The sequence below is a fragment of the Corynebacterium sp. CMW7794 genome (genome assembly GCF_001563605.1).
GTDB classification, from domain to species: Bacteria; Actinomycetota; Actinomycetes; order Mycobacteriales; family Mycobacteriaceae; genus Corynebacterium; species Corynebacterium phoceense.
The window spans coordinates 79322-105466 of the sequence record NZ_KQ961706.1 but is presented as its reverse complement, the minus strand read 5'-3'; the positions used below and the strand labels follow the sequence as shown (position 1 = coordinate 105466).

Sequence of the window (26145 nt, the reverse complement as noted above, 5' to 3'; positions counted from 1 at the left end):
GATGGACGTCTCAAGCTCTCTGCCACAACCTTGGACTCCGTCGCACATCACACGTTGTGGCAGGGACTTACCAACCAAGATCCGTCATCCTCGCAGGTTATGCGGTGAAAATGTCGAATCTGCGGTAACCCGCGCTAAATAATATCAGGTTGGTAAGGGGTTTTCGCCCGCGGGGGCGCGCTTTTGTTTCGCCTGACAACGCATAGCGACTTTTATCACAAACCCGTGTCACTGAGCACGCGATTTACCCTGCTCACCTGACATAAGTAAGATGCGTCACAAAGGAGATGATCCCGCAGTAAATGGGGGTAGCTGCACTTATTCAACCCGCCCCTAACCGGGGGATTAAACTCTTAAAGCACGTATCAACACCGAATGCCCGCCCCCACTTCTTCGGGGACGGGCGTGGACCAGTGCTGAGCTAATTTTTAGAAGACATTCGACATCTGCGAAGTCATAACTCCCCACACCTCGGAGGCCAGGACAACCACGAGAACGGCGACCACGGTGATGAACAAGGCCACGTGATGGTAGAACTCGAGATCACGAATAGCCGCCATGACAATAATCAAGAGCACAAGCTTGAGCAACCAGCCACCGAATACGACAGCAAGGGTCGTATTAGACGTCGTATTGGAGGTAAAAAGCACCGACGCTGCCGTCATCAAGACGAATGCGCCGCCGATGGCCGCTCCGATGAGCACTCCCCAGATACCCGGCAGCCCAGCTACGCCGCCCCAGATAGCGAGCGACACAATCGTGATAGCTACAAGGCCTTTCCAGCCAAAGCTCACGGCACGCTGAAGCGGACGGCGCGGGTCATCAATGCCCTCAACACTGTTGAGCGGAGGCAGCTGCGCGGAAGTGTCCGCGGAATTGTCCGCGGAGTTGTCGTTGTGGGAAGCGGTGGATTCAGACACGGGAGACGATAATACCGCACCCTTCGCACTCCCCCAATGCTTAAGTCGCTTAGGCCGGATGGACGTGCTCCACGACCGTTGTCGGTCGACGCTTTCGACCGATCTTGCCTTGTCGCAGCGGAATGAGCGTCGCAACGAAAGCGAGGACTAGCGCGACGATGGTAAAAGTCACCGCAGCCGCCGGCGGCACGATAGAGAAACTCACTGCACCAAACGCCACAGCAGAGACCCACATGTAGAGCACGAGCACCGTTCGGCGATGTGTGTGTCCCAGGGAGAGCAGGCGGTGGTGGATATGGAGCTTGTCCGCTGCGAACGGGGATTTGCCGTGCGAGACGCGGCGTACGACGGCCCACACGAGGTCGAGCACGGGCACAAAGACTGCGGCCGCCACCACGATTAAGGGGCTCATGAGAGCCACCATGTCCACGCCGCCATAGAGCGACATGTTGATCTTGCCCGAGGCCGAGGTCGACGCAGCGGCGAGCAGCAAGCCGATGAGCATGGCGCCGGTATCTCCCATGAAGATGCGGGAAGGCTCAAAGTTGTGCGGAAGGATTCCGGAACAAATGCCCACGAGCGCCGCCGCGATGATGGCCGGCGGGTACGCCGAGACCGCGCCACCTTGGTCATGCAGGACGGTCAAGGAGAAGATGAGGATTGCGGCCCCTGCGATCATGCCCAGGCCCGCAGCCAGCCCATCCAGGCCATCGACGAAGTTGATCGCGTTGATGAGCAACACCGTAATGAACACAGTAAAGAGTGTGGACTGGACTTGGTCGAGGACAATGGTCGTTCCATCGCCTGCCGGGACGAAGAAGAGAGTCCAGCTCAGCCCCAGCACACTCATGACGCCGGCGGCGACCACCTGTCCCACGAGCTTGACCATGGCAGACAGTTCGTAGAGGTCATCGATGATGCCGACCAGGACGATGGCGGCGGCCGACCAGAGGACCGCGGTCATCTCCGGGGTGACGGGCATAAACCCGCGCGTCAAGGCTGGAAGCTGTTGGGCAAGAAAGATGGCCGCGATGAAACCGGTAAACATCGCCACACCGCCCAGCTGCGGGGTAGGTTGCGAGTGTGCGTCGCGCTGGCGGATCTCCGCCACGCGTCCGGTGCGGACAAGCAACGAGCGCACCGCGCCGGTGCACAAGTACGTGATGGCGGCGGCGACGAGCAGCACAAGACCAAGCTCACGCAGCGGTACGCCGGTTCCAGCCATCTATCCTTCTTCCTTCGTCATGTCGCGCTCTACTCCACGGGGAGATCGGCGCCGGGCAGTATCAGTTCTGAATGGTTATTCGCGGACGGCCAGTTACGGACGCGTGCGCAGAGCCTCCACAGGAACACCGATGACCTCAGAAATCTGCTCGGCAGAGATCGCGCCTTCGCGCAGGAGGTACGGGTGCGCCTGGGACAGGTCGACGATGGTCGACGGCTTGCCGATGGCGGCCTCTCCCCCGTCAAGGTACACGGACACGGCCTTACCCAACTGCTGCTTGGCGGCGATGGCCGTGGTCGGCGGAGTGTGTCCCGAGATGTTGGCAGAGGAAACGGCCATAGGACCGACCTCGCGGAGCAGCTCGATAGCTACGGGCTGCAAGGGCATGCGCAGCATCACAGTGCCGCGGGTATCGCCCAGGTTCCACGGCAGGCTGGGAGCCTGCGGAACGACGATGGACAGTCCGCCCGGCCAGAATGCCTCGACGAGCAGCTGCATGGTGTCCGTCATCGACGCGACGAGCCCCTTGTACGTATCCCAGGAACCGACGAGCACCGGCACCGGCATATCCGGACCGCGGTGTTTCGCAGCGAGCAGGCTCGCTACGGCGTCGTTGTCAAAGGCATCGCAGCCGATGCCGTAGAGGGTATCCGTCGGCATGACGACCAGGCGCCCAGACTTCGCGGCCTTGACGGCTTCAGCGATGCCCTCGGCACGGGTGGCCTCATCGGCGCAGTTATAAATCTTTCCTTGCATGTCTAAGGATTCTCCAGCCTTGACGGTGTGTGGGGACGGTTAATGGGGTGCGTTCCTGTTAACCCGGACTAGCTTACTCGTCTCGTAGGGCAGTCACGAAGCGTGGTGTGCCCGTGAGATCCTTGAGGGGTTTAATTGCTGCAAATCCCCCGGCGTCATGCAGCGCGGCCTGGACCAAGGAACTGGTCGTATCGTCGTGTTCGATGCCCACGCGGCCGCACGGTTTCAGCAAGCGGGACACCGCCGGCACTATCTGTCGAATGAGCGTCATGCCGTCTGCACCGGAGAAGACCGCCTCGTGCGGGTCGGCGTAGACCTCCGGCTCCAGGTCATCGGTCTCTGGAACGTAGGGCGGGTTCGTCACGATGAGGTCGACGCTACCATTAAGCTCCGCCAGGATTTCGGGATCCGTGACATCGCCTTGGATGAGCGTCACGCCGGAGTCGGCGAGGTTGCGTTGGGCGTAGGAGAAGGCGGCATCGGAAAGCTCGACGGCATAAACCCGGGTGTTCGGGACCTCGTGCGCGATATACGCTGCCAAAGCTCCGGAGCCGGTGCACAAGTCCACCACCAGCGGCGTCCCGCTCGCTGCGCGCGCGGTGCGGAGCGAGTGCACCGCCCACTCCGCGAGGACCTCGGTCTCTGGACGCGGGATGAACACACCGGGGCCGACCTCGAGTTCTAGGGGTCCGAACCACGCAACGCCAAGGACGTGCTGAAGCGGCTCGCGGCGTTCGCGGCGGGCGACGAGTGCCTCATAGGCGACGTCGAAGCCGGGCATGGGTTTCTCATGGAGAGGAATATCCATGTGTCCGGTGTGTATGAGATACGCGGCCATGAGTCTCGCGTCCCACTCGGGGCTGGACACACCAGACGCGCGAAGGCGCTCCGCAGCACTGCGAAGCGCCTGTCCGTAGGTGTGGGGCACCGTTTAGTCCTCGGCCTCGAGGCGCTCGGCGCGCTCCTGGGCCTGCAGGGCCGTGATGAGATCCTGCATGTCGCCGTTCAACACGTGGTCCAGATTATTGGCCTTGTAGCCAATGCGGTGGTCCGTGATGCGGTTCTCCGGCCAGTTGTAGGTGCGGATGCGCTCGGAACGGTCCATGGTGCGCACCTGGGAAGCGCGCTGTTCGCCGGCCTCGGCCTCGCGGGCCTCGCGCTCCATCTGGTCTAGTCGGGCCTGCAGAACCTGCAGGGCACGCGCCTTGTTCTGGATCTGGGAGCGTTCCTTCTGACAGGTCACAACCAGGCCGGTGGGCAGGTGGGTGATACGCACGGCCGAGTCGGTCGTGTTAACACCCTGGCCGCCCTTACCGGAAGAACGGTAGACGTCGACGCGGATATCCTTCTCGTCGATGCTGACAGACTCGATCTCGTCCGGCTCCGGGTAGACGAGCACGCCGGCCGCGGAGGTCTGGATGCGGCCCTGGGATTCGGTAACCGGCACGCGCTGGACGCGGTGTACGCCGCCCTCGAATTTGAAGACGGACCAGGCGCCGTCGCGCGACGGGGTCTTGGACTTGAAGGAGATGGACATGTCCTTCACGCCGCCCAGGTCGGATTCGTTGAGGCCGAGGACCTCCCACGCGAAGCCGGCCTTATCGGCGAAGCGCTCGTACATGCGGGCTAGGTCGCCAGCGAAGAGGGCGGCCTCTTCGCCACCGGCGCCAGCCTTGATCTCCATAATGATGTCGTCGCCATCGTGCTCGTCGCGGGGCGCGAGCAAGTCAGCGAGCTTTTCTTCGAGCTCGACCACGAGCGGCTCGAGGCGGTCGACCTCCGCCTGGAAGTCGTGGTCCTCGTAGGCCATCTCCTTGGCGTCCGCGAGATCCTCGCGAGCCTGTACGAGCTCATTGTTGATGCTCACGATGGGACGAAGCTCCGCATAGCGTTTGGACAGCTTGCGGAACATCTTTTGATCACCGGCCACCTCAGGGTCGGCCATCTGCATTTCGATGCCTTGGTACTCGGAGACGATGTCGTCAACGAGGGAAACTTGGCTAGCCATTAGACGTAATCCTCCACATCCTTGTCCGCGACCATGGGCGCGGAGCTGGCGATCTGCATGAGGAACTCGCCATTCGATTTGGTCTTCTTGAGCTGCTTGATAAGCAGGTCAATGGCCGCGAACGAGTCGAGGCCAGAGAGGATGCGACGCAGCTTCGTCATGATCCGCGCCTCCTCTGGGACGAGCAGGAGCTCGTCCTTACGGGTGCCGGACGGGTTAACGTCGACGGCCGGGAAGATGCGGCGCTCGGAAATCGCGCGGTCCAGCTTGAGCTCCGCGTTACCGGTGCCCTTGAACTCCTCGAAGATGACCGTGTCACCCGTGGAGCCGGTCTCCACCATCGCGGTGGCGATGATGGTGAGCGAGCCGCCGTTTTCGATGTTGCGCGCAGCACCCAGGAAGCGCTTCGGCGGGTAGAGCGCGTTGGAGTCCACACCACCGGAAAGGATGCGGCCCGAGGCCGGGGACGAGTTGTTGTACGCGCGGCCCAGACGGGTAATGGAGTCGAGGAGGACGACGACGTCCTTGCCCTGCTCCACGAGGCGCTTGGCGCGCTCGATGGCCAGCTCCGCGACGGCGGTGTGCTCTGACGGCGGACGGTCGAAGGTCGAGGCAATGACCTCGCCTTTGACGCTGCGCTGCATATCCGTGACTTCCTCAGGACGCTCGTCAACGAGGACAACCATGAGGTAGCACTCCGGGTTATTCGTGGAAATCGCATTCGCGATGTTCTGCAGAATGGTCGTCTTACCGGCCTTCGGCGGGGAGACGATGAGCGCGCGCTGTCCCTTACCAATCGGCATGATGAGGTCGATGACGCGCGTGGTGAGGATCTTGGGATCCGTCTCTAGGCGCAGGCGCTGGTTCGGGTAGAGCGGCGTGAGCTTGCTAAACTCTGGGCGATCCTTCGCCGTCTGCGGGTCGAGGCCGTTGACGGAGTCGACCTGCACGAGCTGGTTGTACTTGCGGCGGTTACGGCCGTTGCCCAGCGTCTTAGTACCAGCTCCGACCTTGACCTGGCCGGTCACAGCGTCGCCGGAGCGCAGACCCAAGCGGCGCACCAAGTTGTTGTTGACGAAGACGTCGCTGCCCGCGGCGTGGTAGCCGGTCGTGCGCAGGAAGGCCACGTTGTTGTCGACGACCTCAAGGATGCCGCCCACGGCCTGCAGCTCGTCGCCCTCGCGGACCTGCAGATCGCCGTTGCCGCCGTGATTGTTGCCACCCTGACCGTCGTTGCCACCGCGATTGCGACGATTGCGACGTCCGCGGCGACCGCGGCGACCATTGCCCTCGTCGTCGTTGTTGTGGCGGTTGCGGCCGTTCTTGTCGTTCTGGCCGTCATTGTCGTTCTTCTCGCCACGATCGCTATTTCGATCGTTACCGCGATCAGTGTTGCGGTCGCCGTGACGGCCGCGGCGGTTGCCGCGGCCACGCTGCTCGTCGTGGTTGCGCTGGTCTTCGGAAGAACGCTCAGCGCTATCGCCCGCGTTGGAGTCGGCAGAGGAGTCCTGTGCAGCCTCGTCGTCGCCGACGCGGCTGCGCTCGCGCAGGGACTTCTTCGAGTCGTCGTCCTGCGCACCGTTCTCCCCCTGCTCGTTGCGGGCCTCGCGGCGCGCACGATTGCGGCGGGCGCGGCGGGCCTGAGAGCGGGACTCGTAGGTGCGGTTATCGCCGCCGTCCTGCTTCTCACCCTGGTTGGCCTGCTCCTGCGGCTCCTGCTCAGCGGCATTTTCTACGGCTGCAGAGACAGAAGCGTTTTCGGAGGCAGCCTTGCGCGGGACGCGGCGCGGGCTGTCGCCGCCTAGGACGTTGCGCTTGGGCGCGGAGGTCGCGGGGGCATCGGCAGCCTTGGCAGCCTTAGCGCGCTTCGGCGCGGTGCCCGTGGTCAACGCCTCAATGAGTTCCCCCTTGCGCAGGCCCGAAATGCCCTTGAGGCCGCGCTCGGCGGCGAGCTTGCGCAGTTCCGGCAGCTTCATCGACGCAAGGTCAGCGGCTGCGGTGGTGTCCGTAGTGCTCACGGATATCCTTTCGTTTCTCCCCGGGCCATGGGTGGGATCGCCGCGCACGCACGTGCGATAAGGCCCAGGGAGCCATCTTCAAACAATGTCTATGAATGCCCATGGACGCAATCACGGTGCGAAACGCGTTACCCGTGAGTGAAGACACACGCGGCCATGAGTAGAAATCGGGTGACTGGTGGAATGAAATTCGCGGGGACAGCGGCGCCACGAGTCTTCGAGCCGAGCACGCCGAGTGCAGCGCGTCAAAGGGGGCGACCGTCACAATCCGCACAGTCGCCACCCAGTATAGATCACCGCTCGCCCCATGTCGCAACAGGCACCCACGCGTGGCAGGTGTGCGGCTACCATAAAGGGCATGCTTTCGACGATGCAGGACGTGCCGCTGAATATCTCACGCATCTTGGACTACGGGTCCACGGTCCACGGGGCCACCCCGGTGACCACGTGGCGTGGGGACACGGCCGCGGGCGAGGAGCCACAAGAGGTCGCAACGTTTGCCGATATCGGAGCGCGTGCGGCGGCGTGGGCGCATGCGTTGCACGAAGACCTGGGGGTTACCGGCGACGAGCGCGTGGCCACGCTAATGTGGAATTGCGCGGAGCACCTGGAGATTCTCTTCGGCACAGCGTGTAAGGGCGCGGTCTTCGTGCCGCTTAATAAGCAGCTCATGAATGACCAGATTCGCCACATCATCAACCACTCGCAGGCGAAGGTCATCGTTGCGGACCCGCGCTTGGCCGTGCAGCTGAAGCGTATCTTAAGCGGCGCGCCGGAGGTCGAGTCCGTGGTCTTTACTGGCTCGGTCGGGCTTGCCGATGCCGCCCTCCACATGCCCCGCAGCGTCGCGACGTACTCCTACGAGCAGCTCCTCGACGGCAAGTCCTCGCGCTACCGCTGGCCGGAGCTCGACGAGCGCACTGCGGCGGCGCTGTGCTACTCCACGGGTACGACCGGCGCGCCCAAGGGCGTGGTCTACTCCCACCGCTCCATTTACTTGGAGGCCATGCAGCTGCGTTCCTCGGATTCGCTGTGCGTCACGCACGGCGAGACCTTCTTATGCTGCATCCCCATCTATCACGTGCTCAGCTGGGGCGTACCCTTTGCAGCGTTTATGACGGGCACCCCGTTGGTTCTTCCGGACTCGGATGTCTCGGCACCCACGCTGTCCAAGCTCATCGCTGCGACCCACCCGCGCGTGGCGCACGGCGCGCCCACTATTTGGCTCCAGCTCATCGTCCACTACATGCAAAACCCGCCGGAGCGCATGTCGCTCACTGAGATCTACGCGGGCGGCTCGCCGGTGCCGCCGCAGCTCATCAAGGTCTGGGAGGAACGCTACGGCGTGGACGTCATCCACGTGTGGGGAATGGTGGAAACCTCCACCGTGGGCTCCGTCGCCCGCCCACCGCAGGGCGTCAACGGCCCGGCGCGCTGGGCCTACCGCATCTCCCAGGGGCGCATTCCCGCCTCGTTACAGTACCGCGTGGTCAACGACGGCCAAGTCGTGCCCAAGACGGACCGCAACTCCGGCGAGATTCAGGTGCGGGGCAACCTCGTCACCGCGTCCTACTACGACTCCCCCACGGCTTCTTCGGGTGGCCCGGCCAGCGAGTTCCGCGGCAAGGCTGTGGAGAACGCCGCCTCCAAGTTCACCGCAGATGGCTGGCTGCGCACCGGCGACGTTGGCTCCGTCACACACGACGGCTTCCTCACCATCGAGGACCGCGCCCGCGACGTCATTCGCTCCGGCGGCGAGTGGATCTACTCGGTCCAGCTGGAAAACCTCATCATGTCTGACCCGCGCGTTATCGAGGCCGCCGTCATCGGCTACCCGGATAAGCAGTGGGGCGAACGTCCGCTCGCCGTCACCGTGCTCGACCCGCAGACTTCCCCCACCATTGAGACGGCTGAGTCCCTGCGCAACGCGATGCGCAAGGAGCTACCCAGCTGGATGCTGCCGGAATACTGGACCTTCGTGAAGTCCATTGATAAGACCTCCGTGGATAAATTCGATAAGAAGGACCTGCGCATGCACCTGGCCGAAGGTGAGTACAACATCATTCGCCTCTCCGGTCCGGGCGAGACCCACCGTCCCGAGTTCGACGAGTTCGAAGCGGAGGAATTCTAGGCTGGCCGTCGCCGCTTCCGGCATTAACGGGGCGACGCTGAGCATCATCACCGGCTCCGTGCTCACCACGCTCGCCGTGACGGCCTGGATGCTGCGCCGCCGTTTCCGCGAAATCCCGTTATTGCGGGGAGAGCACTCTCGGTGGGTCAGCACTACTTACGGCAGCTCGACACGCCCAGGGAATAAACACGAACAAACCCGCGTTATATTGTTTATACCCGTGCCCACGTCCAAGCTATGGTGGAAACCCTATGACTTCCCCGTCTCAACTCACCCGCGTCGCACTTCCGCTGCCGCGCATCGGCGGCGCTCCCACGCCACCCGCGGATATGCCCGCAGCTCATGCGGACGGTTCGCGCGCGCTCATCGACCGCTACGGCCGCGTCGCGCGCGACCTGCGCGTCTCCCTGACTGACCGCTGCAATCTGCGCTGCACGTACTGCATGCCCGCCGAGGGCCTCGATTGGATGCCCACGGAACACACCCTCTCCGACGAGGAGACCATCCGCCTTATCCGCTTGGGCGTCGAACGTCTCGGTATTCGCCAAGTGCGTTTTACCGGCGGCGAGCCGCTACTGCGCAAGTCCCTGGAGAAAATCATCGCGGCAACCAAGCAGCTGCGCACTGACGAAGGTGTCGCGCCCACCATCGCGCTCACCACCAACGGTCTAGGCCTACCCCGCCGCATTAAAGCGCTCAAGGAGGCGGGCCTCGACCGCGTGAACATCTCGCTCGACACCATCGACCGCGAGCTCTACGCGCAGCTCACCCGCCGCGACCGTATCAAGGATGTCTTCAAGGCCATCGCTGCCGCGAGCGAAGCGGGCCTTCACCCCGTCAAGGTCAACGCCGTGGTCATGCCGGGCGTTAATGAGGACGGCATCGTCCCGCTCGCCCGCTTCTGCCTCGAGCACGGCGCGCAGCTGCGCTTCATCGAACAGATGCCGCTGGGTCCGCGTGAGAAGTGGCGCCGCGACCAGCTCGTCACGGCGGACCAAATCCTCGATTACCTGCGCGAAGACTTGGAACTTACCCCGGCCCGCGAGCCGCGCGGCTCCGCCCCGGCCGAGCTGTGGGAGGTAACCTCCCACGATGGCACCCTCCACGGCACGATCGGCATCATCGCCTCGGTGACGCATCCTTTCTGCGGCGACTGCGACCGCACGCGGCTTACCACGGATGGCGCGGTGCGCAACTGCCTCTTCGGCAACTCGGAGACGTCCCTGCGCGACCTCATGCGTGCGGGTGCCACCGACGAGGAGCTCATGACCGCCTGGGCCGGCGAGATGTGGGCCAAGCTGCCGGGCCACGGCGTCAACGACGAAGGCTTCTTGCAACCAGATCGTCCTATGTCCGCCATTGGCGGCTAACGTAGACATCTATGTCCGTTACCATCGCTGCGCACCGCGCGCGCGTCCTCGCGCTAGCACATCCGGCCATGCCCGTCGACACACCGCTCGCGGAGCTGCCTGGCCGCGTTCTCGCTGCTGACGCTCCTGCACGTTTCCCCGTCCCGCCTTTCGATAACTCGGCAATGGATGGCTTCCTCGTCCGCCGTGCCGATCTCAAGGGCAAAGGCCCGTGGACGCTGCCCGTCGCAGGCGATGTCCCCGCGGGCTCCGCGCCGCTGTCCGTGCCTGCTGGCCACGCCGTGCGCATTATGACGGGCGCACCCACCGGAGATCCTTCCGGACTTGCCGTCATCCCGGTCGAGGACACCAACATTCCGTCCGGCCCGCACCCGCTGCCAGAGTCGGTCACTGTTTTTAGGCTGGGCGAGCGCTCGCATATCCGGCGCGCGGGCGATAGCCTCCAGCCCGGCCACCCCGCGGCGACTGCTGGCACGCCTGCGGATGCGCCCACCCTCGCCGCGCTCGTGTCGGCAGGCGTCGCCTCGGTTTCTGCCTACCCGGCGCCGTCCGTCGCCGTCGTGACGTCCGGCTCCGAGCTGCTCACGGCGACCGACGCCGCGGCGCTCTCCTCGCTCCCGGCTGGGGCGCTTCCCAATTCCAATGGCCCCATGCTCGCTGAGCTCGCCCGCGTTGCTGGCGCCAGTGAGGTCACGTACCGTCACGTCGTGGACTCACCCGAGGCGCTCGCGGCGGAGCTCGATTCGCTCGCCGCTGCCGGGGTCGATCTCATCATCACCTCCGGTGGCGTGTCCGCCGGTGCCTTCGACGTTGTTCACGAGGTCCTCGGCGCCTCGCCTGACGCCTGGTTCGGCGAGGTCTGCCAGAAACCCGGCGCGCCACAGGGTGCCTCGACGTGGCGTGGCGTGCCCGTACTCTCCTTCCCGGGCAATCCCGTGGCGGCTTTCGTGTCCTTCCATCTCTACGGTGCGCCGGTCCTGCGGCGCCTGCGCGGTCTGCCCAACGCCCCTGCCCCGCGCGTTGTCGCCCAGCCCGACGCTGAATTCCCGCGCGTACGCGACCGCGTCCTCATAGTGCCCGTGCGCCTGGACTTCACCGTCTCGCCGCCGCGAGCCACGCCCTTTAGCGGCCGCCACGTGGGCAGTCACCTCGTCGGCTCGCTCGCCGGCACACACGGCTACGCTGTCCTCGAGTCCACGCTCCCAGACGGCGCATCCGTCGACGTCTACTTTTACTAACCCCCAGATTTCCCACTGATTGGAGCCCTCATGAAGTTCACTCACCTCAACGACGCCGGCGCCGCCTACATGGTCGACGTCACGGAAAAGAAGCCCACCGTGCGCACGGCCACCGCCTGCGGCGAGGTCTACTGCTCGCCGGAGGTCCTTGCCGCGCTGCGCGACGGCACGGTGCCCAAGGGCGACGTCCTCGCCGTCGCCCGCGTGGCCGGCATCGCCGCGGCGAAAAAGGTTCCGGAGCTCCTTCCTCTCGCCCACACTATCGGCGTCCACGGCGCTGCGGTCGACCTTGAGCTGCGCGAGGACTGCGTCTTCATTGAAGCCACCGTGCGCACCGCAGACCGCACGGGCGTAGAGATGGAAGCACTCACCGCCGTCTCCGTCGCGGCGCTCGCCGTCATCGACATGGTCAAGGGCGTCGACCGCGCCGCCTACATTCGCCGTACGGGCATCGTCGCCAAGTCCGGCGGCCGCTCCGGCGATTGGTCTCGCGAGCTGCCGGAGCTCGCCGAAATCCCGGCCGCTGAGTAATGCGCCCCACAACCGGAGTCATCGTCCTCGCCGGCGGACGCGGCACACGCATGGGCGGCGTGGATAAAGGCTCCGTCACCGCGCGCGGCGCGCGCCTTATTGACCACGTGCTCGCCGCGCTGCCCTACGGCACGCCCACCGCGGTGGTCTCGCCGTACCCGCTGGGTCTGCCGCAAGTCTGCGAGTCTCCGCTCTTTGGCGGTCCCGTCGCCGGCATCGCCACCGGCTTCCACGCGCTCGACACCCCGCGGGTCGCGGTGCTCTCCGTCGATGCGCCCGATTCCCCGCGCATGCTTCCCCGCCTGGTAGCGGCCCTCGACGCCGCACCGGGGGCATCGGCAGCCGTCGCCACGACCGGCTCACGCATCCAGCCGCTCATCGCGCTGTGGAACGCGGACGCGCTTGCGGCCGCGCTGGCGGCGCTAGGTTCGCCGCACAATACATCCGCGCGCCGTCTCCTGCGCGCCGCCCCCGGCGCCCTTGTCCGCGTGCCCGGCACTGGTGCCGAAGTCGACTACGACACCCCCGCCGAATTGTGTGCCTGGGCTGCCCGCGCCTCAACCTAGTCGAAGGCTGAAGGCCTAACACTGAAGACCTAATACTGAAGGCCTAACGGGCGTCCCGGAAGATATCCCCCACGAGTGGCAGCACCACACCAAGCGTGTCAGCGACCGCGCCGCGCGAGGACGCCGAGTTGATGATGAGCGATCCACCGCCGCGATCCGTCATGCCGATGATTCCACGCGACAGCCCCGCCTTGTGCGAGGACTCCAGCCCCTTGAGCAAGACTTGGGTCTCCAGGCCGGTAAGCCGCGCGGTGACGAACTCCGCGGTGACTTCTGGCGTGTAATTCGTGGTGCCTACGCCCGTGCCGCCGATGACGACGATAACGTGCGTGCCAGCGCGCACCTCGGCGCGCAGCGCCTCCGCAACACGGGCGTAGCCTTCCGCGATCACGACGTGGGAGCCCACTTCGAAGCCCGCATCTACCATAAGCGACGCCGCGAGTTCACCCGCCGTATTGGGCTTTTCGCCGCTGAGAATCCTGTCGGCGGTAACGATGATGGCGGCCGTGGTGGGCGTCATATCTGACTCCTTCAATTCCGTACACAATGTGTGACAAATTCAACACATTCAAACGTAAACAAAACTTAGGGTGACCTTCTTCAAGTTAACCTGCACCGGGCGCGAGTGAATTATTTTCGCAACATTTTCATGCCGTAATTAAACACGGAAGAACCCGTGAAAAAGGTCATGCTCCAGCATAAACCACGATAAATTGGGAAGGAACCCTTTTCTACGAGATATGGCAAGGAAAATAATGACCGCCCTCGATACCTCCGGTTCTACCATTCAGGGATGGAACCCGGAAGATCCAGACCACTGGGATTCCAAGATCGCGTGGAAGACCCTCTGGCTCTCCACTTTTATCCTCATCATCGGCTTCGCCACGTGGTACTTGGTATCCGCCATCGCGCCGATGCTCAACCAGATCGGCTTTGATCTGTCGAAGAGCCAGCTGTACTGGCTCACCTCCATCTCGGGCCTCGCCTGCGGCCTGTTCCGACTGCTGTTCATGTTCCTGCCGCCGATCATCGGCACGCGCAAGCTCGTGACGCTGTCCTCCCTGCTGTTTATCATCCCGATGCTCGGCTGGTTCTTCGCCGTGCAAAACACCTCGACCCCGTTCTGGTGGTTCATGGTGCTGGCCTTCCTCTCCGGCGTCGGCGGCGGCGTCTTCTCCGGTTTTATGCCGTCCACCGGCTACTTCTTCCCCAAGCGCATGTCGGGCACCGCGCTGGGCATCCAGGCCGGTATCGGTAACTTCGGTATCTCCTTCATTCAGCTCGTCGCGCCGTGGCTCATGGGCTTTACGCTCCTGGGCATCGGCTTCGTGGCGCCGCAGCGCACGGATGAGGGCGATATCTTCGTGCACAACCCGGCTATCTTCCTCGTGCCGTGGGCCCTCGTCGGAGCTATCCTCGCGTGGACCATGCTCAAGGACGTGCCGATCAAGGCCAACTTCCGCCAGCAGATCGACATCTTCGGCAATAAGAACACGTGGATCCTCACCATCGTCTACCTCATGACTTTCGGTGCGTTCTCCGGCTTCGCGGCTCAGATGGCACTGCTCATCAACAACATCTACGGCGCTAACTCCTCTTTCGCAGGCACCTTCGAGAACCTGCCCAAGGGCGCGACCTACGCCTTCCTCGGCCCACTCATCGGCGCACTCGTCCGCGCACTCTGGGGCCCACTGTGCGATAAGTTCGGCGGCGCCATCTGGACTTTCATCGGCTGCCTCGGCATGACGGTCTTCACCGCAGCCTCCGCGCTCTTCCTCAACCCGAGCGACCCGAGCGAGTTCAAGTGGTTCCTCACCTGCATGCTCATCATGTTCTTCTTCACGGGTCTCGCTAACGCCGGCACCTTCAAGCAGATGCCTATGATCCTCCCGGCCCGCCAGGCTGGCGGCGTCATCGGCTGGACCGGTGCCATTGGTGCCTTCGGCCCGTTCGTCGTGGGTGTGCTGCTTTCCGCCATGCCTGCGGCTACGTTCTTCTGGGGCTGCGTGGTCTACTTCATCATCACCACGGCGCTCGTGTGGATCTACTACGCCCGCCCCAACGCTCCGTTCCCCGGCTAAACCAACTTCCTAGGAGTATTTTCACCCATGACTACTCACGTTGAGCCCCAGAATGGCAAACTCAACCCGCTGTTCAAGCTGGGTGCCTACCTGCGCCACGGCGAGGCCAGCGACTCCGGCCAGCAGCTGTTCCTCCAGGGCGGCCGCCAGGCTGATGTCTTCTACCGCAACCGCTGGGCCTTCGACAAAATGGTCCGTTCCACCCACGGCGTGAACTGCACCGGTTCCTGCTCGTGGAAGGTCTATGTCAAAGACGGCGTCATCACCTGGGAGTCCCAGGCAGTGGACTACCCCACCACCGGCAATGACATGCCGGAATACGAACCGCGCGGCTGCCCGCGTGGTGCATCCTTCTCCTGGTACACCTACTCGCCCACCCGCGTGCGCTACCCGTACGCCCGTGGCGTGCTCGTCGACATGTACCGCGAGGAAAAGAAGAAGACCGGAGACCCGGTCCTCGCCTGGCGCGCCATCCAGGAAGACCCGGACAAGCGCGCGGCCTATATCTCGCAGCGCGGCAAGGGCGGACTCATCCGCATTACCTACGAGGAGGCCATCGAGATGGCCGCCGCGGCACACGTCTACACCATTCGTGAGCACGGCCCAGACCGCATCTTCGGCTTCACCGTTATTCCGGCCATGTCGCAGGTCTCCTACGGTGCTGGTTCGCGCTTCCTTCAGCACATCGGCGGCGTAGCACTCTCCTTCTATGACTGGTACGCCGACCTTCCGCCGGCCTCCCCGCAGACTTTCGGCGACCAAACGGACGTCCCGGAGTCAGGCGACTGGTACAACTCGTCCTACCTCATGATGTGGGGCTCCAACATTCCGGTTACCCGTACGCCGGACTCCCACTTCATGGTCGAGTCCCGCTACCGCGGCACCAAGGTCGTTGTTGTCTCCCCGGACTTCGCAGATAACACGAAGTTCGCCGACGAGTGGGCGCAGATCAACCCGGGCACCGACGCCGCCCTCGCGTTCGCCATGGGCCACGTCATTCTCAAGAAGTTCCACGTCGAGCGCCAGGAACCGTATTTCATGAACTACATGCGTAAGTTCACGGACTCACCGTTCCTGATCACCCTCGAGGACCGCGGGGATGGCACGTACACCCCAGGAAAGTTCCTCACCGCTGCCCAGCTTTCCGATGCCTCCCTCAACGGCTCCCCCAATGCCGCCTACCGCACGCTCGTCATGGAAGAAGACGGCAAGGTCGTCGACCCGGGCGGCACGATGGCAGACCGCTGGGACATGGAATCCTCCAAGTGGAACCTCTCATTGGGCAACGCCGATCCGGTCATGTCCATCGCGGAGACCGACTCCTACTCCACCGCCGAGGTGCTCTTCCCGCGCTTCGACCTCGATGCTGACCCGAGCGATGTGGGCACCGATAAGCCGATCGGCGCCGGCGTTGTCCACCGTGGCGTCCCGGTCCGCGAGGTCGACGGCCAGCTCGTGACCACCGTCTTCGACGTGTTGCTCGCCCACTATGGCGTCAACCGCGAGGAGCTCAATCTCCCGGGGTCCTGGCCCAAGGACTTCTACGATGCCTCCGAGGTCGGCACCCCGGCTTGGCAGGAAGAGCTCACCGGCGTCGCCGCTGAGACCTGCATCCGCATCGGCCGCGAGTTCGCGCAGAACGCCGCAGATTCACAGGGCCGCTCCCAGATCATCATGGGCGCCGGCGTCAACCACTACTTCCACGCGGACACTATCTACCGCACATTCCTGGCGCTCACCTCCATGTGTGGCACGCAGGGTGTTAACGGCGGCGGCTGGGCTCACTACGTGGGCCAGGAGAAGCTGCGCGCCATCAACGGCTGGACCCAGTGGGCCATGGGCACGGACTGGCAACGTCCGCCGCGCCACATGATTTCCACCGGCTTCTACTACTTCGCCACGGAGCAGTACCGCTACGACAACTCGCACGCCTCGCACCTGGGCTCGCCGCTGGCTAGCCACGGCTCCATCGAAGACAAGATGGTCGCCGACACGATGGTCGAGGCCATGACCCGCGGCTGGATGCCCTCCTACCCGCAGTTCAACAAGAACTCGCTGCTCCTCGCGGACGAGGCCAAGGCCGCTGGCCAGGACATCAAGGATTACGTTGTCAACCAGCTGGAATCCGGCGACCTCGAGTTCTCCTACAACAACCCGTCGGCCAAGGAAAACTGGCCGCGCATCCTGCTCAACTGGCGCACGAACCTGCTGGGTTCTTCCGCCAAGGGCACGGAATTCTTCCTGCGCCATCTGCTGGGCGTGGACTCGGACGCCACCGCGGCCGAGCTCTCCCCGGAGGAGCGCCCGAAGTCCATCACCTGGGTCGACGACGCGCCTGAGGGCAAGCTCGACCTCATGCTGACCACGGATTTCCGCAACACATCCACGACGCTCGTCTCCGACATCGTGCTCCCAGCCGCCACCTGGTATGAGAAGCACGACATGTCCTCGACGGATATGCACCCGTACCTGCACTCCTTCAACGCGGCGATTAACCCGCCGTGGGAGGCACGCACGGACTTCGAGGTCTTCCGTGACCTCGCTGCCTCGCTGTCCGCGATGGCTGTGAAGTGGCTGGGCACGCAAACCGACGTGGTCACGCAGCCGAGCCACCACGACACCCCGGATGAGATGGGCATGGCCCGCGGAATCGTCCCCGATATCAAGGAAGTCGGCCTCGTCCCGGGGCTGACCATGCCGAAGATCGCCACCATCGAGCGCGACTACACGAAGATCTACGAGAAGTGGACCCACTTGGGCCCGCTGTCGGCCAAGGCCGGCACCGGCGTCCACGGCACGAAATTCAACGTGGAGAAGCAGGTCGAAGAGCTTAAGCTCATCTGCGGCACCGAGAAGACCTCCATGGGCGAGCTCGTGGATCTCACGAAGGACACCAAGGTCATCGACGCCATCCTGCATCTGTCCGGCGTCTCCAACGGCGAGCTCGCCAAGCAGGGCTTCGAGTTCCTCTCGTCGCGTACCGGCAAGGACCTCACCCCGCTCGGCACCGCTGACGAGGATGTGCGCATCACATGGGACTCCATCAAGGAGCGTCCGACCGAGATCATCACCTCCCCGGAGTGGACCGCAGATAAGCGCAATGGCCGTCGCTACACGGCGTTTAGCATCAACGTCGAATTCGACAAGCCGTGGCACACTATCACTGGCCGCATGCACTACTACATCGACCATGACTGGTTCATGGACTACGGCGAGTCGCTGCCGGTCTTCCGCCCGCCGCTCGACCACCTCCGCATGCACGGCGAATTTGAGCCGGGTCAGCAGCTGACCAACGAGCGCGGCGAGGCCGAGGTGACCCTGCGTTACCTCACCACGCACAACAAGTGGTCCATCCACTCGCAGTACTTCGATAACCTGCACGTGCTGTCCATCTCCCGCGGTGGCCAGGTCGTGTGGATGTCCGACAAGGACGCCAAGAAGATTGGCGTCGCGGACAACGAATGGGTCGAGGTCTACAACCGCAACGGCGTCGTCTCCGCCCGCGCCATCGTCTCCCACCGCATCCCGGAGGGCACGATGATTATGAACCACGCCCAGGAGCGCACAGTGGGTACGCCGCTCAACGAGCACACTGGCCGCCGCGGCGGTACGCACAACTCGCTCACGCGTATTTCCATCAAGCCGGTTCACATCGCGGGCGGCTACGGCCAGCTCACCTACCACTTCAACTACATCGGCCCAACCGGCAACAACCGTGACGAGGTCACGCGCGTGCGCCGTCGTTCCCAGGAGGTTACCTACTAATGAAGGTCATGGCCCAAATCTCCATGATTATGAACCTGGACAAGTGCATCGGTTGCCACACGTGTTCAGTCACCTGTAAGCAGGCATGGACCAACCGCGAAGGCACCGAGTACATCTGGTTCAACAACGTCGAGACCCGTCCGGGTCTGGGCTACCCGCGCACCTGGGAGGACCAGGAGAAGTGGAAGGGCGGCTGGGAGCTCACCTCCTCCGGCAAGCTCAAGCCCAAGGCGGGCGGACGCTTGAAGAAGCTCGCCACCATCTTCCACAATCCGAACCTGCCCACCATCCAGGACTACTACGAGCCGTGGAGCTACCAGTACGAGGACCTCATGGGTGCCAAGGCCGGGCAGAAGACCCAGCCCACCGCCAAGCCGGTCTCCCAGATCGACGGTCGCGAGATCAATAAGATTGAGTGGTCCTCCAACTGGGACGATAACCTCGGCGGCTCCACCACCACGATGGACGCGGACCCCACGCTGCACAAGATGAATCTCTCCGTGAAGAAGGAGATCGAGGATTCCTTCATGTTCTACCTGCCGCGCATCTGCGAGCACTGCATGAACCCCACCTGCGTGTCCTCCTGCCCGTCCGGCGCCATGTACAAGCGCGCCGAGGACGGCATCGTCCTCGTTGACCAGGACCAGTGCCGCGGCTGGCGTATGTGCGTCTCCGGCTGCCCCTACAAGAAGGTTTACTTCAACCACAAGACCGGCAAGGCTGAGAAATGTACTCTCTGCTACCCGCGCCTTGAGGTCGGCCAGCCGACCGTCTGCTCCGAAACCTGCGTGGGCCGCCTGCGCTACCTCGGCGTCATCCTCTACGACGCTGACCGCGTCGCCGAGGCCGCATCCGTCCCGGACGAGAAGGACCTCTTCGAGGCACAGAAGTCCATCATGCTCGACCCGCACGACCCGGAGGTCGTCAAGGCCGCCCAGGCTGCGGGCATCCCGCACTCCTGGATCGATGCCGCGCAGAACTCGCCCATCTACGACCTCATCTTCAAGTACGGTCTGGCACTGCCGCTCCACCCGGAGTACCGCACGCTGCCCATGGTCTGGTACATCCCGCCACTGTCCCCCATCGTCGACCAGGTGACCAAGTCCGGCAACGACGGCGAGGACCACAAGATCCTCTTCTCCGCCTTGTCGAATATGCGCATCCCGCTCGAGTACCTCGCAGGCCTGTTCACGGCCGGCGACACGGTGCCCGTCGAGAAGTCCCTGCGCCGCCTCGTCGCCATGCGTTCCTACATGCGTGATATCAACCTGGGCAACGAACCGCAGGAAGAGATCGCACAGGCCGTCGGCATGACCGGCGAGGACATGCTCTCCATGTACCGTCTGCTGTCCATCGCGAAGTACGATGACCGCTACGTCATCCCGACTGCGTCCCCGGAGACCCCGCGCGGCATCGCCTCGCTCGATCCCTTCGGCAACGTCGACCCGTCCCGCGCCAGCGACGATGTCTTCCATGACCTCGGCATGGGCGCTCCGGAAGCCTGCCACACCGAGGGTGCGGCGGCATCGGAAGGCAAGGTCTCCTTGCTCAGCTGGACGGGCGACCGCCCGGACTCCATGTTCCCGGAGCGCTAAATGGGTATCTTCGAAAAGCTCGCCGCGCGCATGCCGGTGCCCCAGCCTGACGATGCCCCCGCGGGCTTCGGCACGCCCGCCGGCATCGGCAGCATGGGCGGCGCCGCCGACGTCAAGCGCACCGTGCGCACGCATACCGGTAAGGTTCCAGCAACACTCGTCGCGCCCGTCGAGGTCACCGATGACCAGCGGCGCCTCGTCGCCATGGCCGCCTCCGTGCTGCTGCGTTACCCGGGCGAGGACTTCCTCGAGCGCCTCGACATCGTCCAGGAGCAGCTTGGTGAGCTGCCCATGGCGATTGCGACTGACTTCATGACCTTTGCGGACTGGGCGCGCTCGACCGGCCTGCGTGGGCTCGAGGAGCACTACGTCGAGACCTTCGACCAGCGCCGCCGTTGCTCGCTCTTCCTCACCTACTACGCGGTGGGCGATACGCGTCAGCGTGGCATGGCCATCTTGTCCATCGGTGAGCAGCTCAAGTCTTTGGGCTTTGAGCTCGACTCCGATGAGATGCCAGACCACCTCTGCGTCATGCTCGAGGCACTCGCCTACACCGAGGGCGAGCCTCATGCCCGCGCGGTGGAGATGCTCGCCAGCTATCGTGAAGGCATTGAGGTGCTCCGCGCCGCGCTGGAGCAGCTTGGCTCGCCGTATTCGCACCTCATCGTTGCGCTATGCAAGGCCTTGCCCGACGTCGACGAGGAGACCGCGCAGAAATACGTTGACCTTATCCGAACCGGCCCGCCCGCTGAGATGGTGGGTATCGCCGATCTTCCCTTCCCCACCGCTCAACCCGACATTCATTAAGGATCCACCATGGAATATTTCAATAACTTCCTCTGGGGTGCGTTCCCGTGGCTCGCTATCGCCGCCTTCTTCGTGGGCATCTTCTGGCGCTGGCGCACCGACCAGTTCGGCTGGACCACGCACTCGTCCCAGATTTACGAATCCAAGCTGCTGCGACTGTCCTCCCCGCTCTTCCACTGGGGCATGGTCTTCGTCGTCATCGGCCACCTCATGGGCCTGGCAATGCCCAAGTCCTGGACCCGTGCCGTCGGCATCAGCGACCACGCCTACCATCTCATCGCGACGATCCCCGGCTCCATCGCTGCCGTCGCCGTGGTCCTCGGCTTCTGTGGCCTGCTCTACCGCCGCATCGTCAACCGCTCCGTCTTCCTGTCCACCTCGAAGTCGGACAAGGTGATGTACGTCTTCCTGGGCCTGGCGCTGCTCTCGGGCACCGTCGCGACGTTCTCCACCCAGGTCTTCGGCGGCCCGCAAGGCTACGACTACCGTGAGACCATCTCGCCGTGGCTGCGCGACCTCATCGTGTTCAATATCCACCCGGAGACGATGGTTGACGTCCCCTGGCAGTTCAAGCTCCACGTCCTCGCTGGCTTCACCATCATCGCCGTGTGGCCGTACACCCGCCTAGTCCACGCGTTCTCCGCGCCGGTCGGCTACGTCACGCGCCCGTACGTGGTCTACCGCTCCCGCGATTCCCGCGCGACGGACATGCGCCACCACGTAGCCTGGGAGCCGGTGCGCAACCACTACTCCCAGCTCGACAAGTCCGAGACACCTTCGCACGGCGCCTAACCCGCGCCCTGCCCCTCCCACGCCCGCTCTCCTCGCACAGGAGCGCGGGCGTTTCTCGATCCCTGTGTCTTCTTCGCCGTCTAAGCCTCCACATGTGCCGCTCTTAGGCACCTTCGGCGGCCACAAATTCCGTCCCGTGATAGGGAGATAAAAAAAGACACCACGCCTCGAACCGGGGCGTGGTGTCTCGGGTGCCAGGTGGCTGCAATCTACTCCGTGACGACGATCGTGCCGTGCTCACCCTTTTCGGCGTTCGTCATAATGTGGTTGACGAAGCTATACGTACCGGGCTCGTTGAAGGTCATCTCCACGAAGCCGCCTTGGGCAGGCAGGAGATCGAGGGCCTGCGAGCCCGACTGCTTCTCGTCGCGGATGAGGTATGTGCCCTCCTTGTAAACGGTGTCGAATTGCTCGCCCACGACGTGGAAGGACAGCGGCTGGTCCGGGCCGACGTTGAGGAGCCACAGGCGGACGGTCTCGCCGACCTTGGCGTGCAGCGGCTCGAGGTCGTACTGGTTGGGGTAGCCGTTGAATGCCATGAGGTCGAAGTCGCCGTTCGCGACGCGGTCGGGGTCGGCACCGATGGCTTGGTCGCCGAGGAAGACATCAGAGGCCACGAACGTGTACTCGCCGTCAACGTCGCTCAGGGCGTCGTCGCCGACCGGGTCGATGATGACCGCGCCCATCATGCCGTTGGCGATGTGGAGGCTCATCGGGTCGGTCGAGCAGTGATACATCCAGATTCCCGAGCGGTTGGCGGTGAACTCGTAGGTGAGCTCCTCGCCGGGCTCGATGGTCGCCATGGTGGTGTCGGGGTTGACCTCGCCGGCGTGGAAGTCGACGGAATGGCCCATGGTGCCGTTGTTGACAAGCGTGATCTTGAACGTGTCACCCACCTTGCCGTGGAGCGTCGGACCCGGGGCTTGGCCGTTAAAGAGCCACTGCATCTGCTTCACACCCGGCGCGACCTCGCGGACTTCCTCGGTCATCTCCCACGTCTCCTCGTGGACCGTGCCCGTCGACGGTGCCAGAGCGGCGTCGCGCGCCTGGAAATCGTCGCGCTTCTTCGTACGGTCCGCGGCAGACGGCACGGTGACAAACGGGTTGGAGGCACCGGCGACGGCATGGTTGTGCTCACCAGTTGAGGCTTCGGAGTTCGCACCCGTCGCATGCACCATGAACGTCATGCCCTGCATCTCGTGGCCAGCAATCGTGCAGATGCCCTTGATGTCCTCCGTGATGACGCCCGCGTCGAGCTGCGCGGACTTGCCCGGCTCGATGCGGCCGGTCTCGTTATCGCCGATCTTCAAGTCGTGGACCTTGTCGCCGGTGTTCGTGAAGTTCACGATGAGGCGCGAGCCCGCGGGCACGTCCACGGAATTCGGCACGAAGGCCATGCCGTCCACGGTGACATCGACAACGACATCGTCTCCAGATGCCGCGACCGGAGCCGCCGGCGATGAGGCCTTGTTCGTTGCCGTCGTGTTCACCACGGCGAGCACGACCACGGCCGCGATGGCGAGGCCAATGAGCAGCCAGGCGGCCCAGCCGTTGGCGTTCGACTTCGCCGGTTGAGCCGGCTGGGACGGTTGGGAGGGTTGCGGGGACATAAGATTCGTCATGCGGACTTCCTAACTTTCAGCGACCAGCAGATAGCCGCCACGTGACCGATGAGGCCTAACCCCATCATGATAATCCCGGCCAGTGCTGGGCCGGTAAGCGTAATGAGCGCGCCAAGGTTGACCAGCACCACACGCGCGGGCGCCGCGAACGTGCCGCGTCGACGCCCTTCGTAAACGGCCTCACGCCCACCACCGCGCAGCGTGGGCAGCAGGTGCGTGAGCACGCCCGTAACGAGCTGGAGCAGCCCGCCGCCCACGAAGGCCGGCATGAGCACGAGGGTGACTGCCCGGGGGAAGGCTCCGGCCAGGACTGAGGCGGCATCGGCAGCGTTGAGCGCCACCATCCAGAACACTCCGGCCAGCACGCTTGCCGATGCCGCCGTTACCTGCGGCGCCCCGCCCAGCACGCCCGACACGACCGGCGCGATTACGAGCGCACTGGCGAGCACAGTGAGCAGCTGCGCAATGCCCGCGGGCACGGGCAGGCCGAGCGCGTAGCACACGACGGCGGCCGAAAGCCCACTGCAATGCACCGTGAGCGCACGCAGGCAGCGGGCGCGGGCGGTGGGCGAAATCTTCGTGCTGGAGAGGGTGGGCAGCAGCGTCACCACGGTGCCGACGATGGTGAGCAAGGCAAAGCCCCAGACCGCCGCGCGTTGGTGGGCCGCGATGAGCGAGGAATAGTTGCCCACTCCCCGCCCGGCGAGCACGGCGCAGACGACGGCGACGATCATGAAGGCGGCGGCCGCGATGTAAAAGGGCACGGTGACGGCGAAGGACCCGGCGAGCGAACCGCGCAGGGCGCGCGCGATGGCCCAGATGTGCCACGCGAGGGAGGCAATGATGAGGAGCGAGGCGGCATCGGCAAGCGGGCCCCAGTCATAGCCCGCGCGGTCGATGAGTAGGAGGAGGAGTCCCACCTGGACGAGCGCCACGCGCGCGGCAACGGCGCGGTAATCCTGTGTCGCGGTGCGGGTGAGCGCCTCGGCGAAGTGCGTGGAATAGACGATGATCGCCGTGGTGAGCGCGCCGATGGTAAACGGGTGGATGAGCTCCCACCAGATGACAGGTGCGCCGAATTGGCGGGCGATGACGTAGCCCATGCCAATAAAAATCCACAGCGCGATGACCGCGAAGGCCAGCGTGTGCCAGCGGCGGCGGCCTGCGAGCGAGACGTCGCTCAACGGCGCGGCCTGCGCTTTAAGCCGTGGTTGCGGTGCGCTGGGGCCGAGTCCTATCTCCATGACGCGCCTCCTTCCAGGTAAGAATTATGCCGGTAACTAAGAACACGAGCACCGCGAGGATGGTCGCGAGCCCGCCCGATTGATAGGCCCCGGCGTACTGGCGCAGATCCGCGTAGATGCGCAGGGCCAGTCCCAGGTGCAACAGGATGAGCGGCACGTAGAGCGCCGGGTGATACGGGAGCTTGCGCCGGATGACCGAGGTCAAAATGGTCGGCGCGTGGGCGAAGATCATGGAGATGACGAAGCCCAGGAAGACCGCGTGGATGGATGCATCGTAGGCAAAGCCCGTCACGTCCGGCCCGAAGGCCAGCCAGAACACGCCGCCAAGGGCGAGCCAGCCGTAGCCGGCGAGCATCGCGATGGCCGTATAGCGCGGCAGGCCGGTGGACCGCACGAGGTTCTTCGCGACGTCGAGCTGGGCCGCGCGGGCCGCACACGCGACGAGGGTGAGCCCCATGACGCGGTAGCCAATGGCCGGGTTGGCGAGGAAGAGCACCGCCGCGGCGGCGAGTGCCAACACGAGTGCGGCGAGCGAACCTCCGGCGCGGGCGCCGGACATGGTAAGCCGCGCGAGCTCCATGCGTTCACCCAGGATGGTCGCCACGGCGTAGAGCACCGCGAGCGGCATCGCGGCGGCGAATCCGCCGGTGGTGGCCCACTGGACGGCCGCGGAGACTCCGCCGAGCACGCCGACGGCCTGCACGAGCACGGCGAGCATGGGCTGACGGTGGCGGTAAATCTCGGTGTATATCGCGCCGAGGACGAGGAACGAAGCGGCAAAGGCGGCTGCGGGCACGGCACGCGGCAGGCCCGCGAGCAACGTCACGACGCCCAGGACGTGGAACGCCGGTCCCGCCCACGCCCAGGACGTGCGCACGGCGACGGCGCGCTCCAGGCCGATGGCGCCGCCCACGAAGCCAAAGACCATAAGCGGCCCATGGTCGCGCGCGATGGAGGCCGCCGCACCCGCAGGCCCCCACGTAAAGCCGAGCAACGAGGCGCCGGCGGCGAGACCGACGAGGAGCGACGCGCCCGCGACGGCAAGGAACGCCATCCGGTGCGCGACGTTCTGCGTGGCTCGATTATTTTTCACGACTTTTATCGTACTAATATTGAGCCTAAGATAAAAGCGAATATCAACCGAAAGGACCACAGCCATGCAGCTGCCCATCTCTGACGCCCACAAGGGCAACGACATCCCGACCCTCGATGCCACCACGATTCCGCACGTCGTGCGCCACGGCGCCATTCATGGTGCGCTGGGCACCCTCAACGTGGGTGAGTCCATGGTGCTCGTCGCCCCGCATGACCCAATCCCGCTGCTGCGCGAGATCGAGGCCCGCGAGGAGGACTTCGAGCTCGAGTACCTCAAGAAGGAGCCGCAGGAGGTGCACATCAAGTTCACGCGCACCGCGTAAACTCCCCTGCCTTCGCACCATCGCCCCGCCCCACAGTGCGGGGCGATGGTGCGTTTTT

21 protein-coding genes are annotated in these 26145 nt (G+C 64.3%); 11 read left to right on the top strand and 10 right to left on the bottom strand.

The annotated features are described in order from the left end of the window. Nucleotides 1–428: 428 nt before the first annotated feature. From HMPREF3227_RS00490 to rho, 6 genes are all read right to left on the bottom strand, one after another. Nucleotides 429–920, bottom strand: coding sequence for a hypothetical protein (locus tag HMPREF3227_RS00490; protein ID WP_369814837.1), 492 nt, complete (start codon nucleotides 918–920; stop codon nucleotides 429–431). 49 nt (nucleotides 921–969) lie between these two features. Further along, a complete protein-coding gene (locus HMPREF3227_RS00485; protein ID WP_066490844.1) occupies nucleotides 970–2145 on the bottom strand; it encodes an MraY family glycosyltransferase in 1176 nt (391 codons plus the stop codon). Nucleotides 2146–2238: 93 nt separating this feature from the next. Beyond that, on the bottom strand, nucleotides 2239–2901 hold the full coding sequence (locus tag HMPREF3227_RS00480) for an L-threonylcarbamoyladenylate synthase (protein WP_066509405.1): 663 nt from the start codon (nucleotides 2899–2901) through the stop codon (nucleotides 2239–2241). Between the two features lie 73 nt (nucleotides 2902–2974). Next, nucleotides 2975–3829 carry a peptide chain release factor N(5)-glutamine methyltransferase gene (gene prmC / locus HMPREF3227_RS00475; protein ID WP_066509402.1) on the bottom strand — a complete coding sequence of 285 codons (855 nt, stop codon included), beginning with the start codon at nucleotides 3827–3829 and terminating at the stop codon, nucleotides 2975–2977. Between the two features lie 3 nt (nucleotides 3830–3832). Next, nucleotides 3833–4909 carry a peptide chain release factor 1 gene (prfA, locus tag HMPREF3227_RS00470; RefSeq protein WP_066509399.1) on the bottom strand — a complete coding sequence of 359 codons (1077 nt, stop codon included), beginning with the start codon at nucleotides 4907–4909 and terminating at the stop codon, nucleotides 3833–3835. After that, nucleotides 4909–6927: a transcription termination factor Rho gene (gene rho / locus HMPREF3227_RS00465; RefSeq protein ID WP_066509397.1), complete on the bottom strand. Its 2019-nt coding sequence runs from the start codon at nucleotides 6925–6927 to the stop codon at nucleotides 4909–4911. Before rho ends, prfA begins: the two co-directional genes overlap by 1 nt. Nucleotides 6928–7285: 358 nt before the next feature. Between rho and HMPREF3227_RS00460 the strand changes: the two genes are divergently transcribed. The 5 genes from HMPREF3227_RS00460 to HMPREF3227_RS00440 all read left to right on the top strand — a co-directional run bounded on the left by HMPREF3227_RS00460 (nucleotide 7286) and on the right by HMPREF3227_RS00440 (nucleotide 12763). Further along, a complete protein-coding gene (locus HMPREF3227_RS00460) occupies nucleotides 7286–9058 on the top strand; it encodes a long-chain fatty-acid--CoA ligase (RefSeq protein WP_066509395.1) in 1773 nt (590 codons plus the stop codon). A 251-nt stretch (nucleotides 9059–9309) separates the two neighbouring features. Further along, nucleotides 9310–10428: a GTP 3',8-cyclase MoaA gene (gene moaA / locus HMPREF3227_RS00455; RefSeq protein ID WP_066490819.1), complete on the top strand. Its 1119-nt coding sequence runs from the start codon at nucleotides 9310–9312 to the stop codon at nucleotides 10426–10428. An 11-nt stretch (nucleotides 10429–10439) separates the two neighbouring features. Continuing rightward, complete coding sequence (locus HMPREF3227_RS00450) at nucleotides 10440–11666, top strand: molybdopterin molybdotransferase MoeA (protein WP_066490815.1); 1227 nt, start codon at nucleotides 10440–10442, stop codon at nucleotides 11664–11666. Between the two features lie 30 nt (nucleotides 11667–11696). Beyond that, entirely contained in the window at nucleotides 11697–12197 is a 501-nt protein-coding gene (gene moaC, locus HMPREF3227_RS00445; protein WP_066490814.1) for a cyclic pyranopterin monophosphate synthase MoaC, read from the top strand. Next, nucleotides 12197–12763 (top strand): molybdenum cofactor guanylyltransferase, encoded by a 567-nt coding sequence (locus HMPREF3227_RS00440; RefSeq protein WP_066490805.1) that lies wholly within the window; start codon nucleotides 12197–12199, stop codon nucleotides 12761–12763. Before moaC ends, HMPREF3227_RS00440 begins: the two co-directional genes overlap by 1 nt. A 43-nt stretch (nucleotides 12764–12806) precedes the next feature. On the opposite strand, the gene HMPREF3227_RS00435 is transcribed toward HMPREF3227_RS00440, so the two are convergent. After that, a complete protein-coding gene (locus HMPREF3227_RS00435) occupies nucleotides 12807–13283 on the bottom strand; it encodes a MogA/MoaB family molybdenum cofactor biosynthesis protein (protein ID WP_066490803.1) in 477 nt (158 codons plus the stop codon). A gap of 235 nt (nucleotides 13284–13518) precedes the next feature. Between HMPREF3227_RS00435 and HMPREF3227_RS00430 the strand changes: the two genes are divergently transcribed. From HMPREF3227_RS00430 to narI, 5 genes are read left to right on the top strand one after another with little or no spacing between them, the layout of a single operon-like run. Next, nucleotides 13519–14844 carry a nitrate/nitrite transporter gene (locus HMPREF3227_RS00430; protein ID WP_066509389.1) on the top strand — a complete coding sequence of 442 codons (1326 nt, stop codon included), beginning with the start codon at nucleotides 13519–13521 and terminating at the stop codon, nucleotides 14842–14844. 27 nt (nucleotides 14845–14871) lie between these two features. Beyond that, nucleotides 14872–18609, top strand: coding sequence for a nitrate reductase subunit alpha (locus HMPREF3227_RS00425; protein ID WP_066509383.1), 3738 nt, complete (start codon nucleotides 14872–14874; stop codon nucleotides 18607–18609). Further along, entirely contained in the window at nucleotides 18609–20204 is a 1596-nt protein-coding gene (gene narH / locus HMPREF3227_RS00420) for a nitrate reductase subunit beta (RefSeq protein ID WP_066490795.1), read from the top strand. The genes HMPREF3227_RS00425 and narH overlap by 1 nt, the downstream gene beginning before the upstream one ends. Then, on the top strand, nucleotides 20205–21011 hold the full coding sequence (gene narJ / locus HMPREF3227_RS00415) for a nitrate reductase molybdenum cofactor assembly chaperone (RefSeq protein WP_066509381.1): 807 nt from the start codon (nucleotides 20205–20207) through the stop codon (nucleotides 21009–21011). Between the two features lie 9 nt (nucleotides 21012–21020). Continuing rightward, nucleotides 21021–21803, top strand: a complete 783-nt coding sequence (gene narI, locus HMPREF3227_RS00410) for a respiratory nitrate reductase subunit gamma (RefSeq protein ID WP_066509378.1) — start codon at nucleotides 21021–21023, stop codon at nucleotides 21801–21803. Nucleotides 21804–22012: 209 nt separating this feature from the next. On the opposite strand, the gene HMPREF3227_RS00405 is transcribed toward narI, so the two are convergent. From HMPREF3227_RS00405 to HMPREF3227_RS00395, 3 genes are read right to left on the bottom strand one after another with little or no spacing between them, the layout of a single operon-like run. Then, a complete protein-coding gene (locus HMPREF3227_RS00405; protein WP_066509375.1) occupies nucleotides 22013–23425 on the bottom strand; it encodes a multicopper oxidase domain-containing protein in 1413 nt (470 codons plus the stop codon). Next, nucleotides 23422–24669: a beta-carotene 15,15'-monooxygenase gene (locus tag HMPREF3227_RS00400; RefSeq protein ID WP_066509372.1), complete on the bottom strand. Its 1248-nt coding sequence runs from the start codon at nucleotides 24667–24669 to the stop codon at nucleotides 23422–23424. The genes HMPREF3227_RS00405 and HMPREF3227_RS00400 overlap by 4 nt, the downstream gene beginning before the upstream one ends. Further along, a complete protein-coding gene (locus HMPREF3227_RS00395) occupies nucleotides 24626–25762 on the bottom strand; it encodes a hypothetical protein (protein WP_066509487.1) in 1137 nt (378 codons plus the stop codon). The genes HMPREF3227_RS00400 and HMPREF3227_RS00395 overlap by 44 nt, the downstream gene beginning before the upstream one ends. A gap of 64 nt (nucleotides 25763–25826) precedes the next feature. On the opposite strand from HMPREF3227_RS00395, the gene HMPREF3227_RS00390 reads away from it, so the two are divergent. Next, nucleotides 25827–26087, top strand: a complete 261-nt coding sequence (locus HMPREF3227_RS00390) for a DUF2249 domain-containing protein (protein ID WP_066509369.1) — start codon at nucleotides 25827–25829, stop codon at nucleotides 26085–26087. Nucleotides 26088–26145: the final 58 nt, after the last annotated feature.